At 72.7% G+C, this 25976-nt stretch carries 20 protein-coding genes; 15 read left to right on the forward strand and 5 right to left on the reverse strand.

The genetic code is table 11. From position 1 onward, the window contains the following. Nucleotides 1-53: 53 nt before the first annotated feature. Together BLQ91_RS43375 and BLQ91_RS22020 are read right to left on the reverse strand one after the other, a co-directional pair. Nucleotides 54-3050, reverse strand: coding sequence for a BTAD domain-containing putative transcriptional regulator (locus BLQ91_RS43375; RefSeq protein WP_090099310.1), 2997 nt, complete (start codon nt 3048-3050; stop codon nt 54-56). 101 nt (nt 3051-3151) lie between these two features. Beyond that, entirely contained in the window at nt 3152-6181 is a 3030-nt protein-coding gene (locus BLQ91_RS22020; protein ID WP_090099312.1) for an AfsR/SARP family transcriptional regulator, read from the reverse strand. Nucleotides 6182-6629: 448 nt separating this feature from the next. Between BLQ91_RS22020 and BLQ91_RS22025 the strand changes: the two genes are divergently transcribed. Next, entirely contained in the window at nt 6630-7190 is a 561-nt protein-coding gene (locus tag BLQ91_RS22025) for a hypothetical protein (RefSeq protein WP_090099314.1), read from the forward strand. Beyond that, nucleotides 7175-8059 (forward strand): sporulation-delaying protein SdpB family protein, encoded by an 885-nt coding sequence (locus BLQ91_RS22030; protein ID WP_090099316.1) that lies wholly within the window; start codon nt 7175-7177, stop codon nt 8057-8059. Before BLQ91_RS22025 ends, BLQ91_RS22030 begins: the two co-directional genes overlap by 16 nt. Nucleotides 8060-8138: 79 nt before the next feature. Here BLQ91_RS22030 and wecB read toward each other — a convergent pair whose 3' ends face one another. Continuing rightward, nucleotides 8139-9260, reverse strand: coding sequence for a non-hydrolyzing UDP-N-acetylglucosamine 2-epimerase (gene wecB, locus BLQ91_RS22035; RefSeq protein ID WP_245733727.1), 1122 nt, complete (start codon nt 9258-9260; stop codon nt 8139-8141). Between the two features lie 175 nt (nt 9261-9435). On the opposite strand from wecB, the gene BLQ91_RS22040 reads away from it, so the two are divergent. From BLQ91_RS22040 to BLQ91_RS22085, 10 genes are read left to right on the forward strand one after another with little or no spacing between them, the layout of a single operon-like run. Continuing rightward, nucleotides 9436-10263: a hypothetical protein gene (locus tag BLQ91_RS22040; RefSeq protein WP_090099319.1), complete on the forward strand. Its 828-nt coding sequence runs from the start codon at nt 9436-9438 to the stop codon at nt 10261-10263. Next, nucleotides 10260-11204 carry a polysaccharide deacetylase family protein gene (locus BLQ91_RS22045; RefSeq protein WP_090099320.1) on the forward strand — a complete coding sequence of 315 codons (945 nt, stop codon included), beginning with the start codon at nt 10260-10262 and terminating at the stop codon, nt 11202-11204. Before BLQ91_RS22040 ends, BLQ91_RS22045 begins: the two co-directional genes overlap by 4 nt. Then, on the forward strand, nt 11195-12370 hold the full coding sequence (locus BLQ91_RS22050; protein ID WP_245733728.1) for an O-antigen ligase family protein: 1176 nt from the start codon (nt 11195-11197) through the stop codon (nt 12368-12370). Before BLQ91_RS22045 ends, BLQ91_RS22050 begins: the two co-directional genes overlap by 10 nt. Continuing rightward, entirely contained in the window at nt 12352-13386 is a 1035-nt protein-coding gene (locus BLQ91_RS22055) for a glycosyltransferase (RefSeq protein ID WP_090099580.1), read from the forward strand. The genes BLQ91_RS22050 and BLQ91_RS22055 overlap by 19 nt, the downstream gene beginning before the upstream one ends. Beyond that, nucleotides 13383-14237 carry a hypothetical protein gene (locus BLQ91_RS22060; protein WP_143022756.1) on the forward strand — a complete coding sequence of 285 codons (855 nt, stop codon included), beginning with the start codon at nt 13383-13385 and terminating at the stop codon, nt 14235-14237. Before BLQ91_RS22055 ends, BLQ91_RS22060 begins: the two co-directional genes overlap by 4 nt. Continuing rightward, complete coding sequence (locus BLQ91_RS22065) at nt 14234-14872, forward strand: hypothetical protein (RefSeq protein ID WP_090099322.1); 639 nt, start codon at nt 14234-14236, stop codon at nt 14870-14872. The genes BLQ91_RS22060 and BLQ91_RS22065 overlap by 4 nt, the downstream gene beginning before the upstream one ends. Next, nucleotides 14869-16119, forward strand: a complete 1251-nt coding sequence (locus tag BLQ91_RS22070) for a glycosyltransferase family 87 protein (RefSeq protein ID WP_090099323.1) — start codon at nt 14869-14871, stop codon at nt 16117-16119. The genes BLQ91_RS22065 and BLQ91_RS22070 overlap by 4 nt, the downstream gene beginning before the upstream one ends. Continuing rightward, on the forward strand, nt 16116-17516 hold the full coding sequence (locus tag BLQ91_RS22075; protein ID WP_090099324.1) for an oligosaccharide flippase family protein: 1401 nt from the start codon (nt 16116-16118) through the stop codon (nt 17514-17516). The genes BLQ91_RS22070 and BLQ91_RS22075 overlap by 4 nt, the downstream gene beginning before the upstream one ends. Beyond that, nucleotides 17513-18574 carry a glycosyltransferase family 4 protein gene (locus BLQ91_RS22080; RefSeq protein ID WP_090099325.1) on the forward strand — a complete coding sequence of 354 codons (1062 nt, stop codon included), beginning with the start codon at nt 17513-17515 and terminating at the stop codon, nt 18572-18574. Before BLQ91_RS22075 ends, BLQ91_RS22080 begins: the two co-directional genes overlap by 4 nt. After that, a complete protein-coding gene (locus tag BLQ91_RS22085) occupies nt 18571-19671 on the forward strand; it encodes a glycosyltransferase family 4 protein (protein ID WP_090099326.1) in 1101 nt (366 codons plus the stop codon). The genes BLQ91_RS22080 and BLQ91_RS22085 overlap by 4 nt, the downstream gene beginning before the upstream one ends. Here BLQ91_RS22085 and BLQ91_RS22090 read toward each other — a convergent pair. After that, nucleotides 19649-20821, reverse strand: a complete 1173-nt coding sequence (locus BLQ91_RS22090) for a putative glycoside hydrolase family 15 protein (RefSeq protein WP_090099327.1) — start codon at nt 20819-20821, stop codon at nt 19649-19651. The two genes, BLQ91_RS22085 and BLQ91_RS22090, sit on opposite strands and share 23 nt — an antisense overlap. A gap of 47 nt (nt 20822-20868) precedes the next feature. Next, entirely contained in the window at nt 20869-22188 is a 1320-nt protein-coding gene (locus BLQ91_RS22095) for a sugar transferase (protein WP_245733729.1), read from the reverse strand. A gap of 360 nt (nt 22189-22548) precedes the next feature. Here BLQ91_RS22095 and BLQ91_RS22100 point away from each other — a divergent pair, with 360 nt between their 5' ends. The 3 genes from BLQ91_RS22100 to BLQ91_RS22110 are packed head-to-tail and all read left to right on the forward strand — an operon-like array spanning nt 22549 to nt 25642. Then, nucleotides 22549-23373: a glycosyltransferase gene (locus BLQ91_RS22100; RefSeq protein WP_245733730.1), complete on the forward strand. Its 825-nt coding sequence runs from the start codon at nt 22549-22551 to the stop codon at nt 23371-23373. Next, entirely contained in the window at nt 23373-24707 is a 1335-nt protein-coding gene (locus BLQ91_RS22105; RefSeq protein WP_090099332.1) for an NAD(P)/FAD-dependent oxidoreductase, read from the forward strand. Before BLQ91_RS22100 ends, BLQ91_RS22105 begins: the two co-directional genes overlap by 1 nt. Beyond that, nucleotides 24683-25642 (forward strand): lysyl oxidase family protein, encoded by a 960-nt coding sequence (locus tag BLQ91_RS22110; RefSeq protein ID WP_090099334.1) that lies wholly within the window; start codon nt 24683-24685, stop codon nt 25640-25642. Before BLQ91_RS22105 ends, BLQ91_RS22110 begins: the two co-directional genes overlap by 25 nt. Nucleotides 25643-25976 lie beyond the last annotated feature (334 nt).

Genomic DNA, 25976 nt, shown 5'->3' on the forward strand with positions numbered 1-25976 from the left:
ACCCCGGCGGACTCTCGTCCGCGGAGGTGGCCCCGGTACCGGGAGATCCGGTCTCAGCCTGCCCGAAGAACTTCCGAACCCCTGGTGCCGAACAGGTCCGGCTCGACCGGCCGGACACCGATCTCATGCATCTGCTCCAGGTAGACCTGGTACCGCCGGCGTGCCTCGCCGTGCCGTCCGGCCGCCCGCAGCGCCTTGACCAGCCGCACGTGCGCGCTTTCGTCGTAGGGGTCGAGCTCGAGCATCCGGACCAGGTAGCCGACCTGCTGGTCGGGATCGCGCACCAGCTGCACCAACGCCCGCAGCACGGCCGTGTACCGCCCGCGGACCTCCTCGCGGGCCTGGACCGCCCACTGCTCATAGGGTTCCTCGGCCAGGAACTCGCCTACGTGCAGCTCGTCCGCGTCGGTCAGCAACGACAACGCGGCCGGGTCCGCCCGCCGATGTGCCACCAGCGCCGCGTTCGCCGCGTCGAGGAACTCCGCCACGTCGAGGTCCACGAGGGACAGGTCGAGCGACACCGTGTCGCGGTCGGCGACGAGCGGCTCGGCGTCGGCGGGCAGACCCGGCGCGGACAGCACGGCCCGCAACGTCGACAGCAGCACGGAGAGCCGGTTCGCGGTGCGGTCCGACAGGTCGTCCGGCCACAGCAGCTCCACCAGCTGCGGCCGCGGCACCGGCCGTCCCCGGTTGGCCGCCAGGATCTTCAGCAGGTCACGTGCCTTCTTCGACTGCCACGACGCGGACGGCACGGGAGCGCCGTCGCGCAGCACCTGGAACCCGCCGAGCGTCCGCACGACGATCCGCGCGCTCCTCGGGGCGCAGGCTCCGAGCACGTCGGCCATCCGCACGTCGGTGCGAACCCCCTGTGCCCGCAGGGTGTTCTCCCACCGCGGCACGTCCACCCCGGTCAGCCGTGCCGCCGCCAGTTCCGCGACCGCCTCGCCCACCGGGTCCCCCGCCGCCCGCCACACCATCACGGCCTCGGCCAGCAGGGCCTCGCGGTCCGCCGAGGTCGCCGCCGCCAGCTGCAACGCGTCCGCGAGCCCCGCCCTGTCGCCCCGGCGTCCCGCGAGTGCCCTGGCCGAGGCGGCGTCCGCCCGCGCGGTGTCCCGGTCGCCTGCCAGCACGGCGACCCAGCCCCGGGCGAGCAGTGCGGGCACCTCCCGGAACCGCAGGACCTGGCTGGTGGCGACGGCGTGCTCCGCGAGCTCCCGCGCCCGGCGGACGTCCTCGCCCGCCACGACCCTCGCGAGCGTCGCCGGCACGAGGGGGTCGGTGCCCGGCAGCGCCAGGGCCTCGTCGAGGAACGCCTGCGCCTGACCGGGTTCGCCCCGCCGGCGGTGCACCTCCGCCTTGGTCACGAGGTCCTTCGCGCACTGCCCGGCGTCCCGCAGCGCGTCGTCGAACCTGCCGAGCCGGACGTTCGCCCGCGCCCGGACGCCCCGGCACCCGGCCTCGTGCCCGGTGAGCCCCGCCTGCCTGCCGAGCACCAGCACCTCGTCGATCTCGGCCACCGCCCGCGCCGGACCGGTCTCCACGAGGAACGACGCCCGTTCACAGCGGATCGTCAGCTCCAGCACGCGGCAGCCCGCCCGCCGTGCCCGGTCCACGGCCTGCTCGTAGTGCATCTCGAACGACGCCCGCTCGCCGTCGAACCCGGCGAGCAACCCGAACGCCCTGCTGCTCCAGGCGAACGCGGCGTGGCCCGTGCACCTGCGCGCCGCCTCCGCGCACCTCTCCGCCAGCTCGCGCGCCCTGTCGTGCCGGCCGGTCTCGCGGAACCAGCCCACGGCCAGCGACAGCAGCCGCACCTCGTCGAGCGAGGCGACGTCGTCGAACACCGTGCGTTCGAACAGCTCCACGGCTGCACCGGTCTGCCCGGCGAGCGCGTGCAGCTGCCCCATCCGCCACGACAGGCGCACGCCTGTCTCGCCCGCCTGCTCGTAGGAGTGCAGCGCCCCGAGCCAGTCACCCCTGTGTTGCAGGGCGAAGCCCCACACGAGGTGCAGGCGGGAGTCGTCGACGTCCAGCTGTTCCAGCGCGGCCAGCACCGCGTCGGCGTCACCGCCGGCGACGATCTGCTCGTCCCTGCGCAACAACAACCGCGCCACCAGGTCCCACCTCCGCACGGCGACCAGGTGCCGCAACGCCTCGGCGTGCGCGCCCGTGCGTTCGCAGAACACCGCGGCCTTGACCCGGAGCTCCTCGTCCTCGGTGTCACGCCGGAGCACCTCGGCGACGGGTTCGAGGACGCTCCACTCCGGTCCGCTGACCAGCCCGCGGCGGGCCAGTCCGGGCAACCGGTCGCGGACGTCGGTGAACCCGAGCGCCAGGCACAGCGCCGTGCTCGCGGTTCCGAGACAGGCGATGGCCCGCAACACGTCCCGGTTCTGCTCGGGTTCCGCCGCCAGCACGGCCGACACCAGCTCGGCCGGTTCGCCGCCGCCCAGCACGACCGCCGCGGGCCAGCCCCCGGTGCGCGCCAGCACCTCGGCGGGGTCGTCGTCGACGAGCGCGGCGATCTCCCGCTCGGTGAAGGCGAGCTCCCGCGAGCCGATCTCCGCGGCCGGTCCGGGGTCGAACGCGAGCTCGTCACCGGTGACGAGCACCAGCCGCAGCAGGTCGGGGCCGCGGCGGCACAACGCCTCGAGCAGCCGCGCGCACTCGCTGTCCCCGCCGAGCAGTCCGGCGTCGTCCACCACCAGCACGAGAGGCTCGTCGAGGTGCGCGTCCAGCAGCCCGCAGACCAGCGCGGCGACGGTGCCGGCGCCCTGCGCGGTGGTCGTGACCAGTTCGGCGGGCAGGTGCGGCAACCGCTGCCGCAACGCGCGCAACAGCCCGCGCGACAGGCGTTCGAGGGAGGTGTCCGCCCGGTCGACGGCGAGCCAGCAGGCTCGTCGCGTCGCCGCCCACGCGGCCACCGAGGTCGTCTTCCCCCAACCGTGCCCCGCCTTCACGACGACCACCTCGTGGTCGGCCGCCGCGTCGAGCGCCGCGGTCAGCGCGGGCCGATCCACCAGCCTTGCGGGCAACGCGGGCTGCAGCATCTTCGAACACCACTTCCTCGCCGTTCGACCTGACGCGAGCAGTGCACCAGTACCGTGCATCCGTGCCGCATCGGTGACCGATGCACGGATGTCGTGCCTGGTCATCCGACCGAGGCGATCTCGCGCACGACCGCCGGCCGCGCGCTCCCCACGCCGCGGACGCACCGCATGCACAGCGCGCCGGGACGATCCAGGTGGGCGCGCGGGTTCTCCGCGTCCACCGCGCCGTCCGGGTACAGCTCGACGGCCCGTTCCCAGTGCAGGCGCGCCGAGGCGTGGTCACCCCGCCGGGCGGCGGCGTGCGCGAGGCCCTCGTGGGCCCGTGCCCGCACCATCGGCAGCGCACCGGTCATCGCCAGTTCCTCGGCCTCCCACGACAACGCCTCGGCCTCGCCGATCCGGCCGGCGGCGAGGCAGGTCTCCGCCAGGCCGTTCAGCGCGTCGCCCTCGGGTTCGCGCAAGTCCATGCGGCGCGCGGACTCCAGGGCTTCGCGCCCGGCTGCGAGAGCGTCGGCGATCCGGCCCTGCCTGCGGTAGGTGACCCCGAGCCACGCCAGGGCGATCCCCTCGCCGCGGCTCATGCCGATCTCGCGGCTGAGCCGCACCGCCCGTTCCAGCGCGACGACCGCCTCGGCGTCGCGGCCGCGCAGCTGCGCGAGCCAGCCCAGGTTGATCAGCACGACGACCTCGCCGCCCACGTAGCCGTCGAGCTGGTGCATCGCCAGCGCCTCGCGGAACCGCGCGTCGGCCTCGGCGTAGCGGCCGAGGTTGCAGTCGACGAACCCCAGGTCGATGGTCGAGTTCACCTCGGCGCGCTGGTCGCCGATCGACCGTGCGAGCGCCACCGCCTCGGTGAAGCTGCGGGCCGCGTCGCCGAGCATGCCCGCCTGCACCAAGGCGGACCCGAGGTCGCGCAGACCCCCCACGGCCGCGGGCAGGTCACCCAGCTCGCGGCTGATCGTGATGGCGCGGTCGAGGAACTCCAGCACCTCGCCGTGACGGCCGGCCTCGCGCAGCGCGAACGCGATCGTCGTCAGCGCCATCGACTCGCCGCACCGGTCGCCCAGCGCCTGCGCCGCCTTCAAAGCGTTGCGGGACAGTTCGAGCACACCGGAGCGCTGGCCCACCCGCGTCAGGTAGGGCATGAGCAGGCACGGCAGCTGCCACGCGTGGACGTGCCAGCCGTGCGCGCTCGCGTACTCGGCCACCGCGACCATGTTCTTGTACTCGGCGCGGAGCTGGCGGACGTCGTCCTCTTCGGACCGTGACGGCGGCAGCTCCGGCTCCCACGCCAGGTCCGGCTCGAAGCCGCGGCGGCCCGGCAGGCTGCGGCGGCCCCGCACGTCGGCGAGGTGCAGGTAGTAGTCGAACAACCGCCGCCGCGCACTGTCCAGTTCGGACGGTGTGTGCGCCGCGTCGGCGAGGTCGCGGGCGCAGTCGCGCACCAGGTCGTGCAGGCAGTAGCGGTCGGGCCTGCGCTGCATGAGCAGGTTGCACTCGACCAGTTCCTCCAGCACGTCCTGGGCGTCGGGCACGGGCACGCCCGCGAGCGCCGCCGCGGCGTGCGCGTCGAGGTCGGCGCCGGGGACCAGCGCCAGCAGCCGGAACAGCTCCTGCCGGTCGGAGTCCAGGTGGTGGTACGACAGCGCGAGCACGCCGGCCACGCTCAGGTCGTCGGCGGTGAACGCGCGGGCGCGGCGCTGCCGGTCGCGCAGCTGCTCGGCGAGGTGGGCGACGGTCCACGGCCTGCGGCAGAAGCGCGAGGCGGCGATCCTGATCGCCAGCGGCAGCCGGCCGCACAGCGCGACCACGTCCGCGACCGCCTCCGGTTCGGCGTCCGTGCGCGACTCCCCGGCGATGCGGCGGAACAACGCGATGGCGTCGCCGGCGGGCAGCAAGTCGAGCGACACGGGGACTGCGCCCTCGAGCGCCATGAGGTGGCAGCGGCTCACCACCAGCGCCACGGTTCCGGGAGCTCCGGGCAGCAACGGCCGGACCTGGGCCGCGTCGGCCGCGTTGTCGAGCACCACCAGCACCCGGCGCCCGGAGACCTCGGCCAGCCAGAGGTCCCGGCGCGCGGCGGGGTCGGCCGGGATCCGCTCCGCCGGCACGCCGATCTGGCGCAGGAGCAGCTCGAGCGCGGTCCCCGAGGTCATCGGCGTGGTGTCCGCGGTGAACCCCCGCAGGTCGACGTAGCAGCGCCCGTCCGGGAAGCGGTCCGCCAGCCGGTGTGCCACGTGCACGGCGAGCGCGGTCTTGCCGATGCCCCCCATGCCCTCGACGGTGACGACCGCGTTGTCCCGCGCGCCGACCGCGCGGACCACCCTGTCCACTTCGGACCCCCGACCGGTGAAGTCGGCGATGTCGAACGGCAGGCAGGACCGGCCGGACGCGGCCGGCACCGGTTCGGCGCGCAGGAGCTCGGCGTGCAGCCCGCGCAGCTCCGGACCGGGATCGGTGCCGAGCTCCTCGGCGAGCACCTGCCGCCCCCGCTCGAACACCGCCAGCGCGTCGCCCCGCCGACCGGCCCTGTCCAGCGCCCGGATCAAGGTGGCGCGCAACGACTCCCGCAGCGGGTGCTCCGCCACCAGACCCGTCAGCTCGCCGAGCAGCGAGGTGACCTCACCCAGCTCGAGACGCAGCCCGGCCAGCCGTTCGACGGCCTGCAGCCGCTGCTCGCGCAGGCCCTGGGCGGCCGCGTCGATCGAGGGGGAGGCCAGTCCGGTCAGCACCGGACCGCGCCACAGGTCGAGCCCCTTCTGCAACAACCCCACCGCCTGCTCGGGCACGCCCTGCGCGGCAGCGGTCTCCGCGGCTTCGGCGAGCGAGCGGAACACGTCGGCGTCGAGGGCGCCGTCCGGCAGGTCGAGGCGGTAGCCGTGCGTGCTGGTGGTCAGCCGGCCGCCGCCCCGCGTGACGACGCGGCGCACCGCGGCGGCCGCGTTGCACACCTGGCGGCGCGCGGTCTGGGGCGGGTCGTCCCACAACTCGTCGATCAGCCTGTCGAACCCGACCACCTCGCCCGTGCCGAGCAGCAGAAGCGCCAGCAGCTTCTGCTGGCGCTCTCCCCCGAGTGCCACGGGACGCCCGGCGGACCGCAGTTCCAGAGGGCCCAGAATCCGATATTCCATTCAGCCGCACGCTTCCTTCCGGAGTACGACGGGTGGAGCCGGCGGGGACACCAGTGGCACCGCGACGAGAACATGAGATATCACCTTTAAGAGGACCCAAGAGGCGGAAAGATACAGGGATTTGCCTGTACCGATTCAGCCTGAGGTGGAATCACGCAGAGAAACCGCTCGTACACGGCCCGTCACCAGTTGACGTGGTGGGCGAACGCTGCAATATTCCCCTCCGCAGCGACGAGGGAGGGAGGTTCCTCGTCGCCTCAGGAGGGGAAAGAAAAAGATGAGACGGTCCGGTTTCTTTGGCGCGCTGCTGGCGGCTGCCGCACTTGTCGCCGTGACCATTGCGAGTTCCGCTTCCGACGTGGAACCCACCGATTCGAACAACGACACAGCGCTCATCATCGGGCCCTGCACGACCGGCGAGTGCTGACCGACAGGAACAACCGGTCCCATGTCCGAGGAAATGGACGCTCAGACGCGTGCGGCGAAAGGCATGGCCTTCACCGGCGCCGCACTCGGGGTGTTTCTCCTGGCGACCACGGTCGCGCAGCTGCCCGCCGACGTCGTCGGGTCTCGGCTGACCGCCCAGCGGGAGAGTTTCCGGTTGTTCTGGCCGCAGGGAATGCAGCTGTTCACCAATGCGGCGGGACGTGAGTTCACCGTCGCGTACCACCACGACGAGGCCGCGGGCACGTTCGTCCCGATCACCCGGACCGCGGGTGACCGGGACTACCTGGCGGGCCTCGACCGCGGGTCCTACGCGGACCTGGTGCGCCTGCTGGCGGCCGTGCGGGAGCTGCCCGCCGGCCACTGGCGGGACTGCGCGGCGGCAACCGTCCCCGGCTGCGCCGACGTCATCGCCACAGCACCGAAACTGGCCCTGAACAGCCGCTTCAGTGCGGAGAAGCCGTGCGGACGCACCGTGTTCGCGACCGAGCGACCCAGCCGTGAGGCCTTTGTCCGGCACGTCGTCCGCGTCGCCGTCGTGGACGTCGCGTGCGCACCCCGGTAGTCCGCGCGCTGGCGTTCGACCACCGCACGCGCGCCTTCGGCCTCGCCCGCTCACTGGTCGCGCTGGCCGAGCTGACGGTGCTCGTCTTCACCTCGGACACCGACCTCTTCCCGGTCGTGCCGAATGGTCCGGAAGGGCCGCGCTGTGACGGTCTTCGCGCCCTTTCGCTCTGGTGCGCGAGTTCGTCTCCCGGCTCCCAGACCGTTTTCCGTCTCGTCACCACCGCCGTGCTGCTGATCGCCGCATCGGGTTATCGGCCACGCTGGACGTGCATTCCGCATTGGTACGCCACGTTCAGTCTGGCGGCTGTGATGCACGTGCCCAACGGCGGCGAGAACGTCGCCCGTTTCCTCACACTCCTGCTGATCCCCCTGTGCCTCGCCGATGATCGGGCGTGGCATTGGAGACGGGCCGCGACACCGTTGCCGGCGTGGTGGCGGGGCAGTGCGCACATCACGCATCTGGTGATCCGGCTCCAGGTCGTACTCGTGTACGGGCAGGCGGTCTGGATCAAACTCGCCGAACACGAATGGCGCAACGGCAGCGCGATGCACCATGTGATGCAGGACGCGTATTTCGGGGTGACCGCAGACCTCCTGCCGTTGCTCGAATGGAGCATTCTCTCCTCCGCGATCACATGGGGGACGATCTTGCTCGAAACGGCGATCGTGGTGTGCGTGTGCGGAAATCCCGGTCTGCGCCGCATCGCACTCGGGCTCGCCGTTGTGCTGCACGGCGGCATCGTTCTCGCACTCGGCCTGGTGAGTTTCGGGCTGGTGATGATCAGCCTTGTGGCGGCGGCGAGTTGCGGCCGTCCGGCGCACAGCGACGCACCGGGTGCGCCCGCGGCACGGTGCACGACGCCTTGACCGGCCGCCGGTTTCCCCGGCTGCGGGGGGAAAGCGGTAGCCCCCACCCGCAGCCCTGCCCGCGCTCGGACGTGGTGTCCTAGACGGCGGCCGGAACCGAGGCGGCGACCGGGCGCCGCATCCGGCGCACCGCTGCGGCGATCAGCTCGGAGGGCGAACCCGTCCCGTACGGCGAAGGGACCCGGCGCAACGCCTCCCGGTGCGCCGGCACGTCGTCCAGCCAGGCCAGCACCGCGCCGACGACCAGCGGGCCGGGCGGGACGAGCGTGCCGAACGTCCCCTCGATCTCCGGCCGTTCCGTGCTCCGCCGGACGACGACCACGGGCCGCTTCAGCACGCTCACCTCCTCCTGGATGCCCCCGGAGTCGGACACGACCACCGCGGACCCGTGCGCCAGCGCCAGGAACGGCCGGTACGGCTGCGGCTGCACCACCCGCAGGCCGTGCAGCAACCAGCCGAAGCCGAAGGCCTCGACACGGGTGGCGGTCCGGGGGTGCAGGGGCAGCACGACCGGCAGGGGCAGATCACCGAGCGACCGCAGGATGGTCTCCAGCGCGGCGGGGTCGTCCACGTTCTCCGGCCGGTGGATCGTGGCCAGCACGTAGCGATCGCGCTTCAGCCCCAGCCCACCCAGCACCGCTGCCTCCTCCTCGGGAGAAGGCAGCGCGTGGGCCAGGGCCTCGACGACGGTGTTGCCCGTGACCGCGATCCGGTTGTGCGCGATCCCCTCGCCGAGGAGGTTGGAGCGGTTCAGCGAGGTGGGCGCGCAGCACAGGTCGGAGAGGTGGTCGATGAGCACCCGGTTGTGCTCCTCGGGCATCGCGCGGTCGTAGCTGCGCAGCCCCGCCTCCACGTGCACCAGGGGCACGTCGCAGGCGTTCGCGGCCAGTGCGCCGGCCAGGGCGGAGGTGGTGTCGCCCTGCACGATCACGACGGACGGGCGTTCGGAGGCGAACACCTCGTCGACGGCGGCCACGGCACGGCCCAGGCCCTCGCCGCGGCGCAGGCCACCGAGGCGCAGTTCGTGGAAACCGCCCGGCTCCGGCACATCGCGGCGGATGAGTGAGTACATCGAACGGTCGTAGTGCTGGCCGGTGTAGATCATCGTGCACGCGCTGCCGAAGTGTTCGACGAGCGGAGCGAGCTTGATCAGTTCCGGCCTGGTTCCGCAGACGATCGTCACGGTGTTCGTTTCCCGCACGGCGGGAAGGTACTGAGCGATCTCGGCGAATTCGGCCGATCCCGCCGCCGTTCACCCGAAGGTGTTGTCCGGAACATCGCTCGAAAGTGTTGCGGCACAAGAGTGTCGTACTGTGCGACCGTCACCTGAAGGCGCGCCATCGCGTGTTCCCGCCCGAACCAACGGAGAGTCCTTCGTGTCCGGTCATCTGGCTCTTGCGGTGTCCACTGTGCTCTACGGGCTGGGGATAGTCGCGCAGACCGTCGCCGCCCGCAGGGCCGACGAACGTCCCGGCACGGGCGTGGGGCTGCTCGCGCGGCTGGCCGGGGACCGGTTGTACCTGCTGGGGTTCGCGGGGCAGGTCGGCGGGTTCGCGTTCGCGTTCCTGGCCCGCGAGGACCTGCCGCTCTACCTGGTGCAGGCCGGGTCGTCGTGCGCGGTCGGGCTGGCCACGGTGGTCGGGGTGCTGCTGCTCGGCTGGCGCATCCGGCGCGTCGAGATCGCGGTGCTGGTGGCGATGGCGTGCGGTCTGCTGCTGCTGACGGGGGCCGCGGCGCCGTCCACGGCCGAGGAACTGCCCCTGGTGCCCGCGCTGGTCGTGCTGGGACTCGCCACGGCAGCGGTGCTCCCGCTGGCGCGGACGTGGAAGGCCGCCACGCCGGTGCTCGCCGGCATCGCGTTCGCGGTGGTCGCGGTGGCCGCGCGCAACGTCGCCGGCAAGCCGGTGCCCGAGCTCCTCCTGCACCCGCTGACGTGGGTGATGGTGGTCGCCGCGTTCGTCGGGCAGGCGTGCCTCGCGACGGCGTTGCAGCGCGGGTCGGCGACGTCCGCGGTGGCCTCGATGGACGCGACCACGGTCGTGATCGCCTCGGCCGCCGGGCTCGCGGTGATGGGCGACCGGATCGCGGCCGGGCGCGAGTGGTGGGTCGTGCTGGGCGTGCTGCTGGTGGTGTCCGGGGTGCTGGTGCTCGGCGCCGCCGCCAAGCCCGCGCGGGAGCTCGTCCCCACCGGCGGTGAGCGGTGAAGCCCGTCGCCAGCGTCTCGCTGGACCTCGACAACCTGTGGGCGTACCTGCGGACGCACGGCGATCCGCGGTGGGAGGGCAGGCCGAGCTTCCTGCCGTCCGCGGTGCCGCGCCTGCTCGACGTCTTCGGTGAGCACGGGCTGACCACCACGGTCTTCGTCGTCGGTGCCGACGCGGAACGCGACGACGGCGCCGAGGCGGTCGCACGCGTCGTCGCCGCCGGGCACGAGGTCGCGAACCACTCGTTCTGGCACCAGCCGTGGCTGCACCGCCTCACCGACGAGGAGGTCGAGAAGGAGGTCCTGCGCGCCGAGGAGGCGATCATGGCCGCCGGTGCGCCGAAGCCCGTCGGGTTCCGCGGCCCCGGTTTCAGCGTCACGCCGCGGCTGCTCGACGTGCTCGGCAGGCGCGGATACCGTTACGACGCCAGCGTTCTGCCCACGTGGATCGGGCCGCTCGCCCGTGCGTACCACAACCGGTCGGCGGGCTCGACCGACGGCGGCGAGGACCTGTTCGGCGGGTTCGGCAGGGTGAAGGCGCCCAACACGCCGTTCCGCTGGCGGGGCGGCGGGATCGTCGAGCTGCCGGTGACGACCATGCCGTTGCTCAGGGTGCCGGTCCACGGCGCGTACCTGCTGCAACTTCACCAGATCTCCCCCAAGCTCGCCCGCGGGTACTTCCGCACGGCGCTGCGGTTGTGCCGTGCCCGCAACGTGTCCCCGTCACTGCTGCTGCACCCGACGGACGTGCTCTCCGGCGCCGAGGCGCCCGGCATGGAGTTCTTCCCCGGCATGGCCGTCCCCGGACGCGAGAAGGTCGCGCTGCTCGGCTGGGTGTTGTCGTTGCTGCGCAAGGACTTCGAGGTCGTCGGCACCGGTGGGCACGTCGAGCGCGTGGCGGCGGCCGGTCTGCGTGAACGGGACCCGGTCGCATGGGGCTGACGGTCCTGCTGCGCGTCCTCGCCTGCGCGACGGTGGCCTTGGCGCCGCTGGAGGGCTACCTGCTGCGGGTGCACGGGCAGTCGGCGAAGGTCGTGCCCGCCGCGCTGCTCGCCGTGTGGGTGTTCTCGCTGGTCAAGCGACGGCGTCTGCCCGCCCCGCACCCGCTGCACCTGGTGGTCGCGTCGCTGGCGGTGGTGCTGCTCGCGACCTCCGCGGTGCACCTGGCCGAGCCGTTCACGCTGGAGTACCTGGTCCGGTGGGCGCCGTTCCTGGTGGTCACGGTGGTGCTGGCCGACGTGGCCGCGCGGGAGGTGCCGGTCCGCGCGCTGCTCGCCGCGACGGTCGCCGGTGCGGTCGTGGCGGCGGCCGGTGGGCTGCTCAGCCTCGTCGGCGGCGAACCGCGGGCCGCGGGGCCGCTGGAGGACCCGAACGACCTCGCGTTCGTCCTCGTGGCGGCGTTGCCGTTGCTGGTGGCGCTCCCCACCGGGCGCCGGTCGCGGATCGTGTTGCTGCTGCTGGGCGCCGTGCTGGTGGCCGGCGCGGCGGCGACGTTCTCCCGCGGCGGCGGACTCGCCCTGGCGTGCGCGCTGCTGTGGCTGATCGCCCGGCGCGGCCTGCCGGTCCGCGCGGTGGTCGTCACGGCGGCGGTCACGGGTCTGGCGGCACTGGTCCTCGCCCCGGCGGCCCAGGCCGGGCTGGCGCGGGCGTTGCAGGAGAAGAGCCACATCGCGGGCACCAACGCCGACACCAGGATGCTGCGCTGGCAGGCGGCGGCGCGGATGCTCGCCGACGACCCGGTGCTCGGCGTGGGGCCCGGGGGGTTCCGCCGGCAGTACGCGGCGGCGGGCCACAACGCGGAGATCGACGAGCAGACCCCGGTGGCGCACAACCTGTTCCTCGAGGTCGCCGCCGAGCTCGGCGTGGCCGGGTTCGCGCTGCTGGCCGCGCTGGTCGTGGTCGGCTTCGTCGCGAGCGAACGGGCGTTGCGCGTCGTGGCGGACCGCCGTGAGGCGCTGGCCCTGCAGGCGGCGCTGATCGCCGTGCTGGTCGCCTCGATCTTCCTGTCCGAGCAGTACTACCTGCCGCTGTGGTCGCTCGTCGCCCTCGCGGTGGCGGTCGAACGCCGTGCGCGGGAAGGGAGTGGGCGATGCGCGTCCTGCACGTGATCAGCGAGATGGGCGCCGGTGGCGCGGAGGCGCTCGTGGCCGGGATGGCGCTCGCGGGCGGTGACGTCGGCTGGGAGTCGGCGGTGGCCAGCGGCGGCGGGTTCCGCGCGGACGAGGTGAGCCGGGCGGGGCTGCCGGTGTTCGACGTGCCTGTCGCGCGCCGTTCGCCGCTCGGTGTGGCGCGCGCGGCGTGGGCGACTCGTGCCGCTGTGCGCCGGTTCGCTCCGGACGTCGTGGTGGCGCACAACGTCTCCGCGTCGCTCGTGGCCCGGATCGCGGCGCCGCGCCGGCCCGTGGTGACGGTGTTCCACGGTGTGGCCGACGCGGACGTGGCCGGTGCCGTCCGGGTCCTGCGCCGGGTCTCGACCGTCGTCGTCACCGTCGCCGAGGCCGCCGCGCGACGGCTGCGCGACGCCGGGCTCCGCTCCGTCGTGGTGATCCCGAACGCCGTGTTCCCGTCGCCGCCGACCACCGACCGCGCGACCGTGCGGGCGCGGATCGGAACGCCGCCCGACGTGCCGGTGGCGTTGTGCCCGGCGCGGCTGGAACCGCAGAAGCGGCACGACGTGCTGCTCGACGCGTGGGAGCAGGTGCCGGGCGACGCCGAGCTGTGGCTGGCCGGGGACGGCAGCCTGCGGGCGGCGCTGGAGGCGGGCGCCCCGCCGCGGGTCCGGTTCCTGGGCACCCGCACCGACGTCCGCGACCTGCTCGAGGCGGCGGACGTCACCGTTCTCACCAGCGACTGGGAGGGCATGCCGATCGCGCTGCTCGAGTCGCTGGCGGCGCACCGCCCGATCGTCGCGTCCGATGTGGACGGTGTGCGTGAGGTACTGGCCGGTGGTGGCGGGGTCCTCGTGCCCCGCCGGAACCCGGAGCAGACCGCGAAGGCGTTGCGCGCCCTGCTGAACTCCCCCGCCGCGCGTTCGGTGGCGGCCTCGCACGACGGCCCGGCCGGCGCGCACACCCTGATGAAGTCCTACGACGAACTGCTCCGTACCGTCCTGGAGGGACGATGAACGCTCCCCGAGTCGTGCTGGAGGGCGTGCTGGCCGCCGTCCTCGTCGGCGTCGCCGTACTGCTCGCCATCGCGCTGCGCGACGGCGTGACCGAGGGCAGGCTGACCCTGCTCGCCACACCGTCCACAGCGGACAGCGTCCAGTTCGGCGAGGTGACCTCCCTCGCCGCACCGGCCGTCGTACAGCTGGTCCGCAGCCCGTCCGTGCTGGACGCGGCCGCCAAGGCCGCGGGCACCACGCCGGCCGCGCTGGCCGGCGCCATCGCCGTGGAGCTGGTCCCGGCCTCCGGCGTCGCCAGGATCTCGGTCCGCGCCGACTCGGCCGAGCACGCCTCGGCCGCCGTCACCGCGGTCGCGCGGGCCGTGATCGAGGCCGACCTGCTCGCCCCCGCGGCCCGCTTCCGCCTGGTCGACCCGCGTCCCGAGGCGAAGCAGGTGACGCCGGACTGGCGCCTCGCCACCGGCCTCGCCCTGGTCGCCGCGGTGATCGCCGGTGCCGCCGTGACGGCGTTCCGGCGGCTGCGTGCCGACGCGGTGAGCCCCGCCCTGGCGTCCGCCGGCATCACCCACCCGGTGGTGGTGGCTTCCGACGACGATCCGAACCTGACCTCGCGGCTCAGCGCGCTCTGCGTGGCGGCCGCACGGCCCGTGCGGGTGCTGCCGGTCGGGCCGGAGCTGGCGGACCGGGCCGAGCAGCTCGCACGGGCGTTGCCGGACAAGGCCTCGGAGCCCGCGGAGGGGTCCGCGGTGATCGCCGTCGTTCCACAGGACCGGAGCCGCCGCCACGACCTCGCGACGGCCCTGGCGGTGCTGCCCGAGTCGGCTGTGCTGGTGGCGGTGGTGCTGGCGTGAACACGACGAAGGCCGCGGCGGGTTTCAACGCCGGGGAGAGGCTGCGTGCCGGTGTGGCGGCGTTGGCGGGTCTCCGGACCACCGTCGCCGCGCGGGCCGGAGCGCGTACGGCGACGGCCGGGTTCGGCGCCGGTGTGGCCGCGATCGCGAAGTCCGGCACCGGCGGGGCGGACGAGGAGACGCCCTGCGCCGGTGAGGCGGACGCACAGCCCGGCACAGACGAACGGCGCGGCACTGATGCGCAGCCTGGCACCGACGCACAGCGCGACACCACCGCACAGCCCGCCACCACTGCACAGCCCGGCATCGACGTGCAGCCCGTCAGCGGTCCGGCAACCGACGCCCAGCCCACCGACGATGCGGCACCGAACCCGAAGCCCACCTCCACCACACCCGCACAGCCCGTTACCGGCGCGGCAGCGGAAACGACCGACCGCGCCGACGATGCCGCAGAACTGTCAGACCCGCCTGAGACGATGGGAGTGGGGGCCGAGTCCCCCCAGGGGGCCCGCCAGTCCGAATCGATCCCGATGACGGCTGTCCTCACGACGGCGGCCCTCGCCGGCCTGATCGCCCTGGCCGTGCTCGTCGCGATCGCGGCGATCTCGGTCGCCCTGGCGGTGCTGCCGGAATGACCACCACCACGAACCGGGCGGGTCTCGCCCAAGCCGTCCTGGTTGCCCTGACGGCACTGGCCGGCGCCCTCAGCGCCTTCCGCGCGCTCAAGCCGTCCTGGGAGGTGCCCCTCCCCACCGAGGCGAACCTCCCCGAAGAGCGCATGCAGGACTTCCGCGACGCGCTGTACTTCCCGATCCGGGAGTTCCTCGGCGGCGGCAACCCCTACGACCCGGCGGTCATGTTCGACCACTGGCCGGTGCGGCAGAACTTCAACCTCTACCAGCCGTACCACCTGGTCCTGCACCTGCCGTTCGCGCTGCCGGACTACCGCGTCGGCGCGGTCTCGTTCGCGCTCGCGTGCCTCGTCCTGCTGGTCGTCCTCGCCGTGATGGCGGCCCGGACGTCGAAGCTGCCGCTCGTCGCGGGCACCGTCGTCATCGGCACGTTGCTGGTGACGAGCCAGGTGGGCAAGGCGCAGATGTACATCGGCCAGGTCAACCCGCTGATCGCGGTCGCCACGGCCGGTGCGCTCCTGCTGCGCACCACCAACCCCGGCTGGGCGAGCGCGGCCCTCGCGATCGCCTGGCTCAAGCCGCAGTTCGGGCTTCCGCTGGCACTCGTCCTGTGCGCCAGGGGCGATCGCAGGGTCGCCCTGCAGGGCACCGGCGTGGCGGCGCTGGCCAGCGTGCCCGTCGTGGTGCTGCTGGTCAGCAGGAGCGGCGTCGGCGAGTTCCTCGACGTCATCAAGCGCAACCTGGCGTGGGCCAGCAGCACCGGGTACGGCGCGGTTGACTCCGTGACGGCCCAGCGCGTCGACCTGCCGGCGGTGTTCTTCCGCACGACCGGCTGGCTGCCTCCCGCCGCGGAACTGCTGGCGCTGTGCGGGGTTCTCGCCGTCACCGCGTCGCTGGCGCGCAGGCTCGACCGGACCGCGGCAGGGGCGCGGGTCGCGGATCTGCTCATCTGCCTCGGCATCGTGGTGGCGCTGGTGCACCAGCCGGGCGACGTCCTGATCGCGGTTCCGGCCATGACGGCGATGGCGGTGCTCTGCTGGCGGCACCGCCGGGACGGCCATTGGCGGTGGGCCGCGGTGGCGACGCTGCTGGCCGTGGTCCCGTTCGCGCACCTGTACTTCCTCGACACGGTGGTCAGGTCGCTGCTCGGAGCGAGGGCCAGCGTCACGCTGGACGGGGCGGCGCTCGTCGCGGCCTGGGTGGTGCTGGTCGTCTTCGCGGTGCGGCACACACGGCGGCGCGTCGCATGACGGACGTGGCGGTGCGGGGGTCGCTGTGGCTCTTCGCGGTCAACCTGGTGAGCAAGAGCAGCCAGATCGTGGTGACCCTCGCGCTCGCCCTGTTCCTCGCGGAGGCCGACCTGGGCGCGGTCGCGCTGGTGGTGTCGGTGGTCAACATCGGCCAGGTCGTGCAGGCGATGGGCGTCTACGACATCGTCAGCCGCACGGCGCGCGACCCGCTCACGACGGCGGGGACCGTGCTCACGATGAGCGTCGCGGCGGGAACGGTGCTCGCCGCGGTGATCATCGCCGCCGCGCACCCGGTCGTGGCGGCGCTGGGCGCGCCGGACGCCGCCGGGATGCTGCGGCTGGCCGCGCTCACCCTGCCGTTCACGGCGGCGGGCGGGGTGCAGATGGCGTTGATGCACCGCGACCTCGACTTCCGGCGCCGCATGCTCCCCGACGCGGGCGGCATGCTGCTCGGAGCGGTGGTCACCGTGACGCTGGCGGCGAACGGCACCGGTCCCACGTCGCTCGTGATCGGCCTGCTCTGCACCGCGGTCGCCCAGCCGGTCCTCGCGGCCGTCGCGGGAGCGCGGATCCGGCCCACCTGGGACCAGGCGGCTGCGGCGGAGGCCGGGAGGTGGCTGGCCGTCGTCGGCCCCGGCGCCCTGATCGCGGTGCTGCTGATCAACGTCGACTACCTCGCCATCGGCCACGTGCTCGGCCCGGAGGCGGTCGGCGGGTACTCGCTCGCGTTCCGCATCGCCTGGGTGCCGTACATCATGATCGCGGTCGTGCTGGGCGGCGTGCTGTTCCCGCTCTGCGCCGAACTGGTCCGGAGTGGACGGAGCGATCGGCTCGCGGGGACCGCGGGGCGGTTCACCACCGCCACCCTCGTGATCACCGGCGGCCTGTACGTCGTCGTCGCGCTGACAGCCGACGGGATCGTCGTCCTCGGTGAGCAGTGGGCGCACGCCGCGCCACTCCTCGTCCTGCTGTGCGGCTACGGACTCGGCCTCGGCCTGCTGCACGTCTGGTACCAGGTGATCAGGGCCGCCGGGCACACCCGCCAGTACCTCGCCCTGGAAGCCGGCCACCTCGTCGCGCTGCTGACCGCGCTCGCCTTCACCACGCGCCACGGCGTGGCCGCGGTGGCGGTCGCCCAGTTGGCGGTCGTGTGGCTGCTGGTGCCGGCGGCGTGGTTCGTCCTGGCCCGCAACGGCCTCGCGTTCCGGCTGCCGCTCCGAGGCCTGGCCGGGGTCCTGGGAGGCGCCGCGGCGTGCCTCGCGCTGAGCACGGTGCTGCCGGACGACCACAGCGTCGCGGCGGTCATCGCCACCGGCCTCGTCCTCCTCCTCACCTACTGCGCCATCGCCCTGCCCCTGAGCCGCACCGTCCTCATCGGACTGAAGGAGCGCGCGTGAAGATCGTCCACGTGACGCAGCCGGTCGAGGCCGGCGTCGCCGTCGTGGTCCTCGACCTGGCCCGCGCCCAGCAACGGCGGGGCTGGGACGTCAGCATCGCCTGCCCACCCCGGGGCCGGCTCGCCGAGGAGGCGCGCCAGGCCGGGATCCCGGTGCACCCCTGGCCGGCGACGCGCACCCCCGGACCGCGGACCCCCGGCGAACTCCGCGCACTGCGCCGGACGCTGGACGCGCTCCGCCCCGACGTCGTGCACCTGCACAGCTCGAAGGCCGGCCTGGCGAGACTCGTGCTGCGCGGCCGCACCCCGACGATCTTCCAGCCGCACCTCTGGTCGTTCCGCGTCGCCACGGGGGCGCTGAGCCACGCCTGCGCCCGCTGGGAGGCCTGGGCGTCCCGCTGGACCCACCTCCTGCTCTGCGTCAGCGACGACGAGGAAGAGGTCGGCCGCGCCGCCGGCGTCAGCGCACCGGCGGAAGTCGTCTGCAACGGCGTCGACACCCGGCGCCTGAGCCCGCGCGCCAAGCAGAACCACACCCCCACGGCGGTCTGCGTCGGCAGGCTCGCCCACCAGAAGGGCCAGGACCTGCTGCTGCGAGCCTGGCCGCGCGTGCTGGCCCAGGTCCCGGACGCCGAGCTCGTGATCGTCGGCGACGGCCCGATGGCGGCGGAGCTCCGCGCGACCGGACACCGCAACGTCTACTGGTACGGGTACAGCGACGCCGTGGCCGGCTTCTACGCCGAGGCCGACGTGGTCGTCCTGCCGTCCCGTGCCGAGGGCATGGCGCTCGTGCCGCTGGAAGCCATGGCCTGCGGGCGTTCCGTCGTCGCGTTCGACGTCGAGGGCGTGCGGCAGAGCGTTGACGACGCGGGTGAGGTCGTTCCCGCCGGTGACGTGGAGGCCCTGGCGCAAGCGATTGCGCTGCGGCTCGCGGACCCCGAGCTCGCCGCCGCGGAGGGAAAGCGCGGCCGGGTCAGGGCCGAGACCTTGTTCGACCGCGACCGCATGACCGACCACATCGTGACGCTCACCGAGAAGCTCGTGGAAGGACGACGATGACACGGATCGCCTACCTGCTCACCCAGGACAGCGGTGGCCCGGTGGACGTGACGGTGCGCCTCGCGGGCGCGCTGGCCGAGTCCGGCGCCGCCGAGGTGCGGGTGTTCGGTCCGCGACCCCGGCGCGGCGCGGGGCTCGTCGACCCGTTCTTCGAGGAGACCCTGGTGACGCGCAAGGGCGACATGGCTGCGGCGAGACAGGCCCGCGCCGCGATCAGGGCGTGGCGGCCGGACGTGGTGCACGCCCAGGACCGCAGGGCGGGGCTGGTGAGCGCGGGTCTCGCGACCACCGGCACCAAGATCGTGCACACCTACCACGGCGTGCCCGACGACGTGGCCGAGCCGTGGTTCCGCAACGTCCGCGGCGCCACCCCTCCCCCGGCCTACACCAGGGCCGTTCTGGCCGCGGACGCCGCGGTGGCCCGTGTCGTGCACCGGACCGTCGTCCCCGCCAGGGAGATGGGCAGGTTCCTGCGCGAACGGCTCTACGTGCCGCCGCACCGCATGACCCACATCGACAACTGCGTCGACGTCGGTATCGCGAACCCGCCCACCGGCCCCGTGCGCAAGCTGGTGTTCGTGGGCCTGCTCGTCGAACGCAAGGGACTGCTCGACCTGCTCGACGCCCTGGAGACCACGATGCCGCGGGACGCGACGCTGACGGTCGTCGGCGACGGTCCGCTGAGGACGCAGGCCGAGGGCAGGGTGACCCGGCGCGGTCTCGGCGACCGCGTGCGGTTCCTGGGGTTCCGCAGCGACGTCCCGGAGCTGCTGCTGAAGCACGACGCGCTGGTGCTGCCGTCCACGATGGAGCAGCAGCCGCTCGTCGTCGCGGAGGCCATGGCGGCGGGCAAGCCCGTGGTGGCGACCGACACCGGTGGCGTCGCGGACATGCTCGGCGTGCCGGGCGAGGAGTGCCCGCGGCCCGGTGACGTGGAGGCGCTCGCGGCACGGCTGCGCGCCCTGTTCGCCGACCCCGACCCCGCGAGCACGGGCGCGCTGCTCGCCATGAGGGCACGGGAGCGGTTCACCGCCGAGGTGTGCGCGCGGCGGCACCTCGACCTCTACGGCGAGCTCATTGCCGGCTCGGCCTGTTGACCAGCACCACGGCGTCGGCGGCGGGCAGGTCGAGCTGCAGCGGCACGGCCTCGCCCTTGAGCGTCATGAGGCCGGGCGGAGGGGTGAGCAGCGCGGAGGTCCTCGTCGGGTTCACGGCCACCCAGCCACCCGAGAAGCGGCGGTTCCACACCCCGTTGGGCAGGCGGTTGGCCGTCTCGACCGCCTCGCCGAGCCGTGCGTCCTGGTAGAGCGACCAGTACGGGCTCTTGTAGTCGGGCCGTGCCCTCGTCCAGCACGTGTAGGGGCTCGCGAGGAGCGCGGCGGAGGCGTACCCGACGCGTTCCTCCTTGTCGGACCTCGTGTGCGTGATCAGCAGCAGCCACGACTCGCCGAGCGCGGCCTGGGCGCGCTGCTCCTTGAACTGGTTGCCCTGGAACGTGATCAGCTCGCCGGTGCCGTCGTCGCCCCGCAGGCCGAAGTTCTCCTCCATCGCGCCCGAGTAGCGCGAGTGCGCCGACCACCGGCCCGGCGTCAGCTGCGACTCCGACACGTTCGGGACCAGCATCTTCCCGGCCTTCTCGAGCGCGTCGCCGGCGAACTGGAGCATGCCGTCGAGCCCTTCGCGCAGCAGGCGGTCCGAGCCCGCGGCGTCGGGGGTGCCCGCGAGCACCGCGGACGAGTAGTACTTGAGCGAGCTGAAGTCGTTGTCCGCCAGGACGCCGTCCCAGCCCTCGCTGACCACCTCGCTCACGACCGCGTCGGTCCAGGCCTTCTGGTAGGCCGCGTCCCACACCGTCATCTGCCAGTGCTTCGGGTAGCCCTTCCACTCGATGCGCTGCCCGAGCGTGTCCGTGGCGAACCAGGACGGGTGCCGCTGCTCGGCCGCGAAGTACCCGATGCCGGTGGGCAGGTACTTGGCGTCGCGGTTGCCCTCGACCGCCCCGAAGTAGTTGCGGGTGCTGGAGAAGTCCTTGTAGACCAGCACCTTGACCTCGGGGTTGAGCTCGTGGAGCTTGCGCATGGCCGCCGTCTCCCACGCGTTGAGCACGACGACGTCGTAGTGCTTGGCGGCGGCCTTGATCTCCCACTGCGTCGGCGAGTCGCCGACGCCGTACCACCACGCGCAGGGCGCGAGCGGCTTCGGCGCCGGCCCGGTGATGGTCGGATCCGGCTCCGCGGCACTCACCATGCACGCACTGGACAGGAGCACGAGGGCGATAGCGGCGAATCGACGTATCAGCGATTTCTCCGACAACACAACTCACCCGCCGTCATGAGTAGAATCCTCAGGTCGAGCCACAACGACCAGTTCGCGATGTAATAGTTGTCGTAGCGAGACCTGTCGGCTATTGAAGTGTCACCCCGCAGCCCGTGGACCTGAGCGAGTCCGGTCAAGCCGGTCGGAACGCGGTGGCGAGCCCAATATAGCTCGTGAATTGCGGAAAACTCGCGAACGAAACCGGGACGCTCCGGGCGCGGCCCCACGACGCACATGTCGCCTTTGAGCACGTTCCACAGCTGCGGCAGCTCGTCGAGCGAGGTCCTGCGCAGGAACCGGCCGACGGGACCGACCCTCGAGTCGCCCACCACGGACCACTTCACCTGGGAGTCGTCCTCGCCGGTCTGCCGGACGCTGCGGATCTTGTAGAGGGTGAACGTGCGGTCGTCCATGCCGACGCGGACCTGCCGGAAGAACAGCGGGCGACCGCTCTCGACCAGCACCGCGAGCGCGCACAGGCCGATCACCGGCGAGAGCACGACCAGCGCGACCGCCGCCAGCACCAGGTCGGCCGCGCGCTTGACCCACCAGGTCGGCCTGCTGGTCGGGGCGGTGCCGAGGCGCATCAGCGGGTAGCTGCGCAGCCGTTCGACGCCGGGGCCGTCCGGGTGCAGCTCGTACATCCGGGGCACGACGAGCGTGCAGCAGCCGAGCCGGTGCGCGGTGATCGCCGCGTCGACCAGCGGGGACTCGCGGGTGTGCGAGAACGCGAGCACCACGGTGCCCGCGCGCAGCCGCACGATCGCGTCGGCCAGGTCGTCGTCGACGACCTCCAGCACCGGCGGCTGCCGGTCCGGGTCGGGACCGGAGTCGGCGAACGCGACGGGCCGCAGGCCGAACTGCGGGTGCTCGAGCATCGTCCTCGCGAGGTTCACGCCGACCTCTCCCGCGCCGACGATGATCGTGCGGTCGCAGCGGTCGAACCGCCGGCGGCACCACCGGCCGAACGCGAACACGCACCACCTCACCGGCTCGATGACCAGCGCGAACGCGATCATCGCCCGCTGCGCCGCCGCCAGGTCCGCCGCGGGCGCGCCCCAGATCAGACCGGCGCCGGACAGCAGCGCGAACGCGAGGGCGGTGCTCGCCGCGGACCGCGGCAGGTCCTCGAGCCACGACAGCCACAGCCGCCGGCGGTAGAGCCGCCAGGTGCCCCTGATCGTGAGCACCGCGACCCCGGTCGCGCCACCCCAGAGCCAGCCGAGGTCGCGGTGGACGCCGACCGCCACGAGCGTCGTGCAGTCCGCCAGGACCAGCAGGACCGCGACCGCGTTCACCCGGCTGAGCAGGTCCCGACGGACCGAGGACGGCTTGAGGGGGCGCTGCGCGGGGCTCCGGTGCTCAGCCTCCTGCTCCGGGTGGGGTGCTGCGGGATCGGCAACCGCCGAGAATCGCCTCATTGAAGATCATCCGATCGAAGGAGTTGTGGCCGCAAAACTGCTCTAAAGGGTGTATGAACGCTGAGAAATCATCTCTTCGGGTATCAATGTCCCTCTTCTGTGTTTCGCGTGAACGCAGGTCGTGAGCATTTGACGTGGGCCACGCCCTGAACTCACCCAGGGCCGCCTCAAAGCTTTAGCACGACCTGTCAATAATTGATGCCATCAACCACGAGCCACCGAAGAGGGGGCGCCAGAGTGAGAGTCGACGAACAGGGCATCCGGCATTCGGCCGATGAGCCGGTCGCCATCGTGCAGAAGCCGATCCGCACGTGTGGCGACGTCCACGTCGTCCTGCCCGCCTACAACGAGGCCGTGGCGCTGCCGTCGCTGCTGCGCCGCATCGCCGGCACCGACCTCGCCGACCGGATCACGGTCTGGGTCGTCGACGACGGCTCGTCCGACGGCACCGGCGACTGCGTGGCCGACGTGCGCGGGCTCGACGTCCGCCTGGTGCGCCACCCGGTGAACCTCGGCCTCGGCCAGGCCGTCCAATCGGGACTGCGGGCGGCGCTCGCGGAGGCGGAGCCGGACCACGTCCTGATCGTCATGGACGCCGACGACACGCACGACCCCGACGCGTTCCCCGCGCTGCTGGCCGAGATCGACGCCGGCGCGGACGTCGTCATCTGCTCCCGGTTCGTCGCGGGCGGCGACGACTCGACGGCGCCGCGCTGGCGCCGGCTGCTCTCCCGCGGCGCCCGCGTCGTGTTCGGCAGGGTGCTGCACCTCGACGGGGTCCAGGACTTCACGAGCGGCTTCCGCGCGTACCGGGTGAGCCTGCTGCGCCGCGCCACCACGCACTGGGGCGAGCGGCTCGTCGAGGAACGCGGCTTCGCCTGCATGGTCGAGCTCCTGCTCAAGCTGCGGCACTGCGGCCCGGCCGTCAGCGAGATCCCGATGCGGCTGCACTACGACCGCAAGCCCGGCGCGAGCAAGCTCCGCCTCGGCCGCACGCTGGTGCAGTACCTGCTCCTGCTCACGCGTGACCGCCTCGCGCCAGTTCCGTTCCGGAAGCTCTGATGGCCGCACGTGCGGTGGTGGTCGGCGGGGGCATCTGCGGTCTCGCCACGGCGCACCGGCTCGCCCGCGGGGGCATGGCGGTGACGCTGCTCGAGGCGAGCGACCAGCTCGGCGGTCTCGGCACGTTCTTCACGTCGCGCGGCCGGACCGTGGAGCGGTTCTACCACTGCGTGATGCCGACCGACACGGCGCTGCTGGAGCTGCTGGACGAGGTCGGCCTGCGCGAGAGCGTCGAGTGGCGGCCGACCAGCATGGGAATGGTCGTCGACGGCACCCGCCACTCGTTCAACTCCGCGCTGGACCTGCTGCGGTTCACGCCGCTGGGCCTCGTGGACCGGCTGCGGTTCGGCGTGGTCTCGTTGCTGCTGCGCAGGCTGGGCAGGAGCAGGGACCTCGACCTGACGCGCACCGAGGACTGGTTGCGCGGCCTGTACGGCGACCGGATCTGGGAGGTGCTGCTCGCCCCGATGTTCGGCGCCAAGTTCGGCGCCGCGTTCGGCGACGTGCCCGCGCTGTACCTGTGGCAGCGCCTGGGCCGCGAGAGCAACGAGTCGGTCCGCGGCTACCCGGCGGGCGGCTACCGGAGCGTGATCGACGCGCTGAGGGCCTCGATCGAGGCGCACGGCGGCGAGGTCCGCACCTCGGCGCCGGTCGCGCGGCTCGAAGCCGGACCGGACCGGGTGGTCGTGACGCTGCCCGGCGGCGAGACGATCGAGGCGGGCCACGCGGTCTCCACCGTGCCGCTGCCATCGTTGCGGGCGATCGCCGACGCCGGCCTCGCTCCGCTGCTGCCCGAGGTGGAGCTGCCGTACCAGGGCGTGGTCAACGCGCTCTTCTTCCTGCGCAAGCCGCTGTCCGGCCACTACTGGGCGCCGGTGCTGCGTTCGGGCACGGACTTCGACGGCGTGATCGAGATGACGCCGCTCACCGGTTCCGAGCGCTACGACGACCGGCACCTGGTGTACGTCATGCACTACACCGGCCGGGAGTCCGCGCTGTACCTCGAGGACTCCGACAGCATCGCGCGCCGCTGGACCGAGCAGCTGCTGAGCATCCACAGTGGACTTGCGGTGGACGACGTCGACGAGGTGCGCGTCTTCAAGGCGCCGTTCGTCGAACCGGTGTACCCGCTGGGCTACCTCACCCGGCGCCCGGCCGTCGTGGTTCCCGGCACCCGGCTGAGGCTCGCCACCACGGCCCACGTCTACCCCAACGTCACGAGCTGGAACTCGAGCGTCGAGCTCTCCCGCACGGTGACGGACGCGCTCCTGCGCGACGCCAGGAGCTCCCCCGACCAGGAGAACACCGCATGGCCGGCAGAATCGGCGCGGTGATCGCGGCACTCACGATCACCGCAGTCAACCTCGTTTCCTCGCAGCAGGTCCAGGCCGACCCCGCTCCCCTGCTGCCCGACCTCCGCCAGGCGCCCGTCGGCTGCCCGGGAGGTTTCTCCGGCTCGCCGCTGTCGTGCCGCGCCTGGGACGTGTGCCTCGTCGAGGACGCCTCGGCACCGCGCGGCCAGTGCACGCACCGCGGCGGCGGTCAGGCCAAGGCCGTCCGCCTGCGCTTCACGACGTCGATCGACAACGTCGGCGACGGCCCGCTGCTGCTGCACGCGCACCGCGCCGACACCTCGACGCCGACGATGCGGGTGCGCCAGGCCGTTCAGTCCGGTGTGGACGGTTCGATCGCCGGCTCGTTCACCGAGGCGCGGCGGGAGACGACGGCGAGCGCGTACTACGAGCCCGCCGCCACGCACGAGCACTGGCACCTGCTCAGCTTCGAGTACTTCCAGCTGCGCACGCCCGACGGCGGCATCGTCGTGACCGACCGCAAGAACGGTTTCTGCATCGGCGACCGGTACACGGTCGGCGACGTCCTCCTGAACAGACCGTCGGACGCCGAGAGCCCGGCGGGCAAGCTCGCGCAACGCCTCAAGGGACACATGTGCGAGCACCACAACCCGTCCGCCCTGGACGTCATCTTCGGGATCTCGGTCGGTTCCGGCGACGACTACAAGCACGACGTCGACTTCCAGTGGCTCGACCTCACGAACGTGAAGTCCGGGATCTACGACGTCGTCAACGTCGTGAACGCCGACCGGGCGTTGCTGGAGAAGAGCTACGACAACAACACGTCGGCGATCGCGATCTCCGTGCAGTGGCCGGGAGGGGCGGTGGAGCCTCCCGGGACGATCGAGGCCGCGCCCGTGGTCCGCATGATCCGCAGTTGTCCCGGCATGGAGCGGTGCGCCAAGTCGCGTTCCTGACCGGTTTCGCACAAGCCCCGAACGGGGGTGTTCGCGCCCGCGAACACCCCCGTTTTCCTTTGTTCCGGAACAAACGGGCACCAAACGAACTCGGTACCAGACGGTCGCTTATCGCACAACGCTCACTCTGCGAAACCGGAGGATTCAGCGCATAGCACACTCATACCCGCAGACACAATTGCGCACGTCGACCACCGGAAGCAGTCAAGTCAATACCCCGAGCGGTGCAACCTTGATCACAGGAGAGAGTGTTGCACGCAACCCCGTTGGCCCTTGACCTGGGCATGTGGCTGGTTGAGAGAATTCAGTTCGCGATTCCACCCCGTCAGGGATT

It is taken from the genome of Lentzea jiangxiensis (assembly GCF_900104175.1).
GTDB lineage: Bacteria > Actinomycetota > Actinomycetes > Mycobacteriales > Pseudonocardiaceae > Lentzea > Lentzea jiangxiensis.

Excerpts from the sequence above, each read along its gene's own strand:
- BLQ91_RS22090 (WP_090099327.1), bottom strand. The coding sequence starts at position 20,821 with ATGGTGAGTGCCGCGGAGCCGGATCCGACCATCACCGGGCCGGCGCCG.
- BLQ91_RS22055 (WP_090099580.1), top strand. The coding sequence starts at position 12,352 with ATGCGCGTCCTGCACGTGATCAGCGAGATGGGCGCCGGTGGCGCGGAG.
- BLQ91_RS22025 (WP_090099314.1), top strand. The coding sequence starts at position 6,630 with ATGTCCGAGGAAATGGACGCTCAGACGCGTGCGGCGAAAGGCATGGCC.
- BLQ91_RS22020 (WP_090099312.1), bottom strand. The coding sequence starts at position 6,181 with ATGGAATATCGGATTCTGGGCCCTCTGGAACTGCGGTCCGCCGGGCGT.
- BLQ91_RS22075 (WP_090099324.1), top strand. The coding sequence starts at position 16,116 with ATGACGGACGTGGCGGTGCGGGGGTCGCTGTGGCTCTTCGCGGTCAAC.
- BLQ91_RS22070 (WP_090099323.1), top strand. The coding sequence starts at position 14,869 with ATGACCACCACCACGAACCGGGCGGGTCTCGCCCAAGCCGTCCTGGTT.
- BLQ91_RS22085 (WP_090099326.1), top strand. The coding sequence starts at position 18,571 with ATGACACGGATCGCCTACCTGCTCACCCAGGACAGCGGTGGCCCGGTG.
- BLQ91_RS43375 (WP_090099310.1), bottom strand. The coding sequence starts at position 3,050 with ATGCTGCAGCCCGCGTTGCCCGCAAGGCTGGTGGATCGGCCCGCGCTG.
- BLQ91_RS22060 (WP_143022756.1), top strand. The coding sequence starts at position 13,383 with ATGAACGCTCCCCGAGTCGTGCTGGAGGGCGTGCTGGCCGCCGTCCTC.
- BLQ91_RS22105 (WP_090099332.1), top strand. The coding sequence starts at position 23,373 with ATGGCCGCACGTGCGGTGGTGGTCGGCGGGGGCATCTGCGGTCTCGCC.
- BLQ91_RS22050 (WP_245733728.1), top strand. The coding sequence starts at position 11,195 with ATGGGGCTGACGGTCCTGCTGCGCGTCCTCGCCTGCGCGACGGTGGCC.
- BLQ91_RS22110 (WP_090099334.1), top strand. The coding sequence starts at position 24,683 with ATGGCCGGCAGAATCGGCGCGGTGATCGCGGCACTCACGATCACCGCA.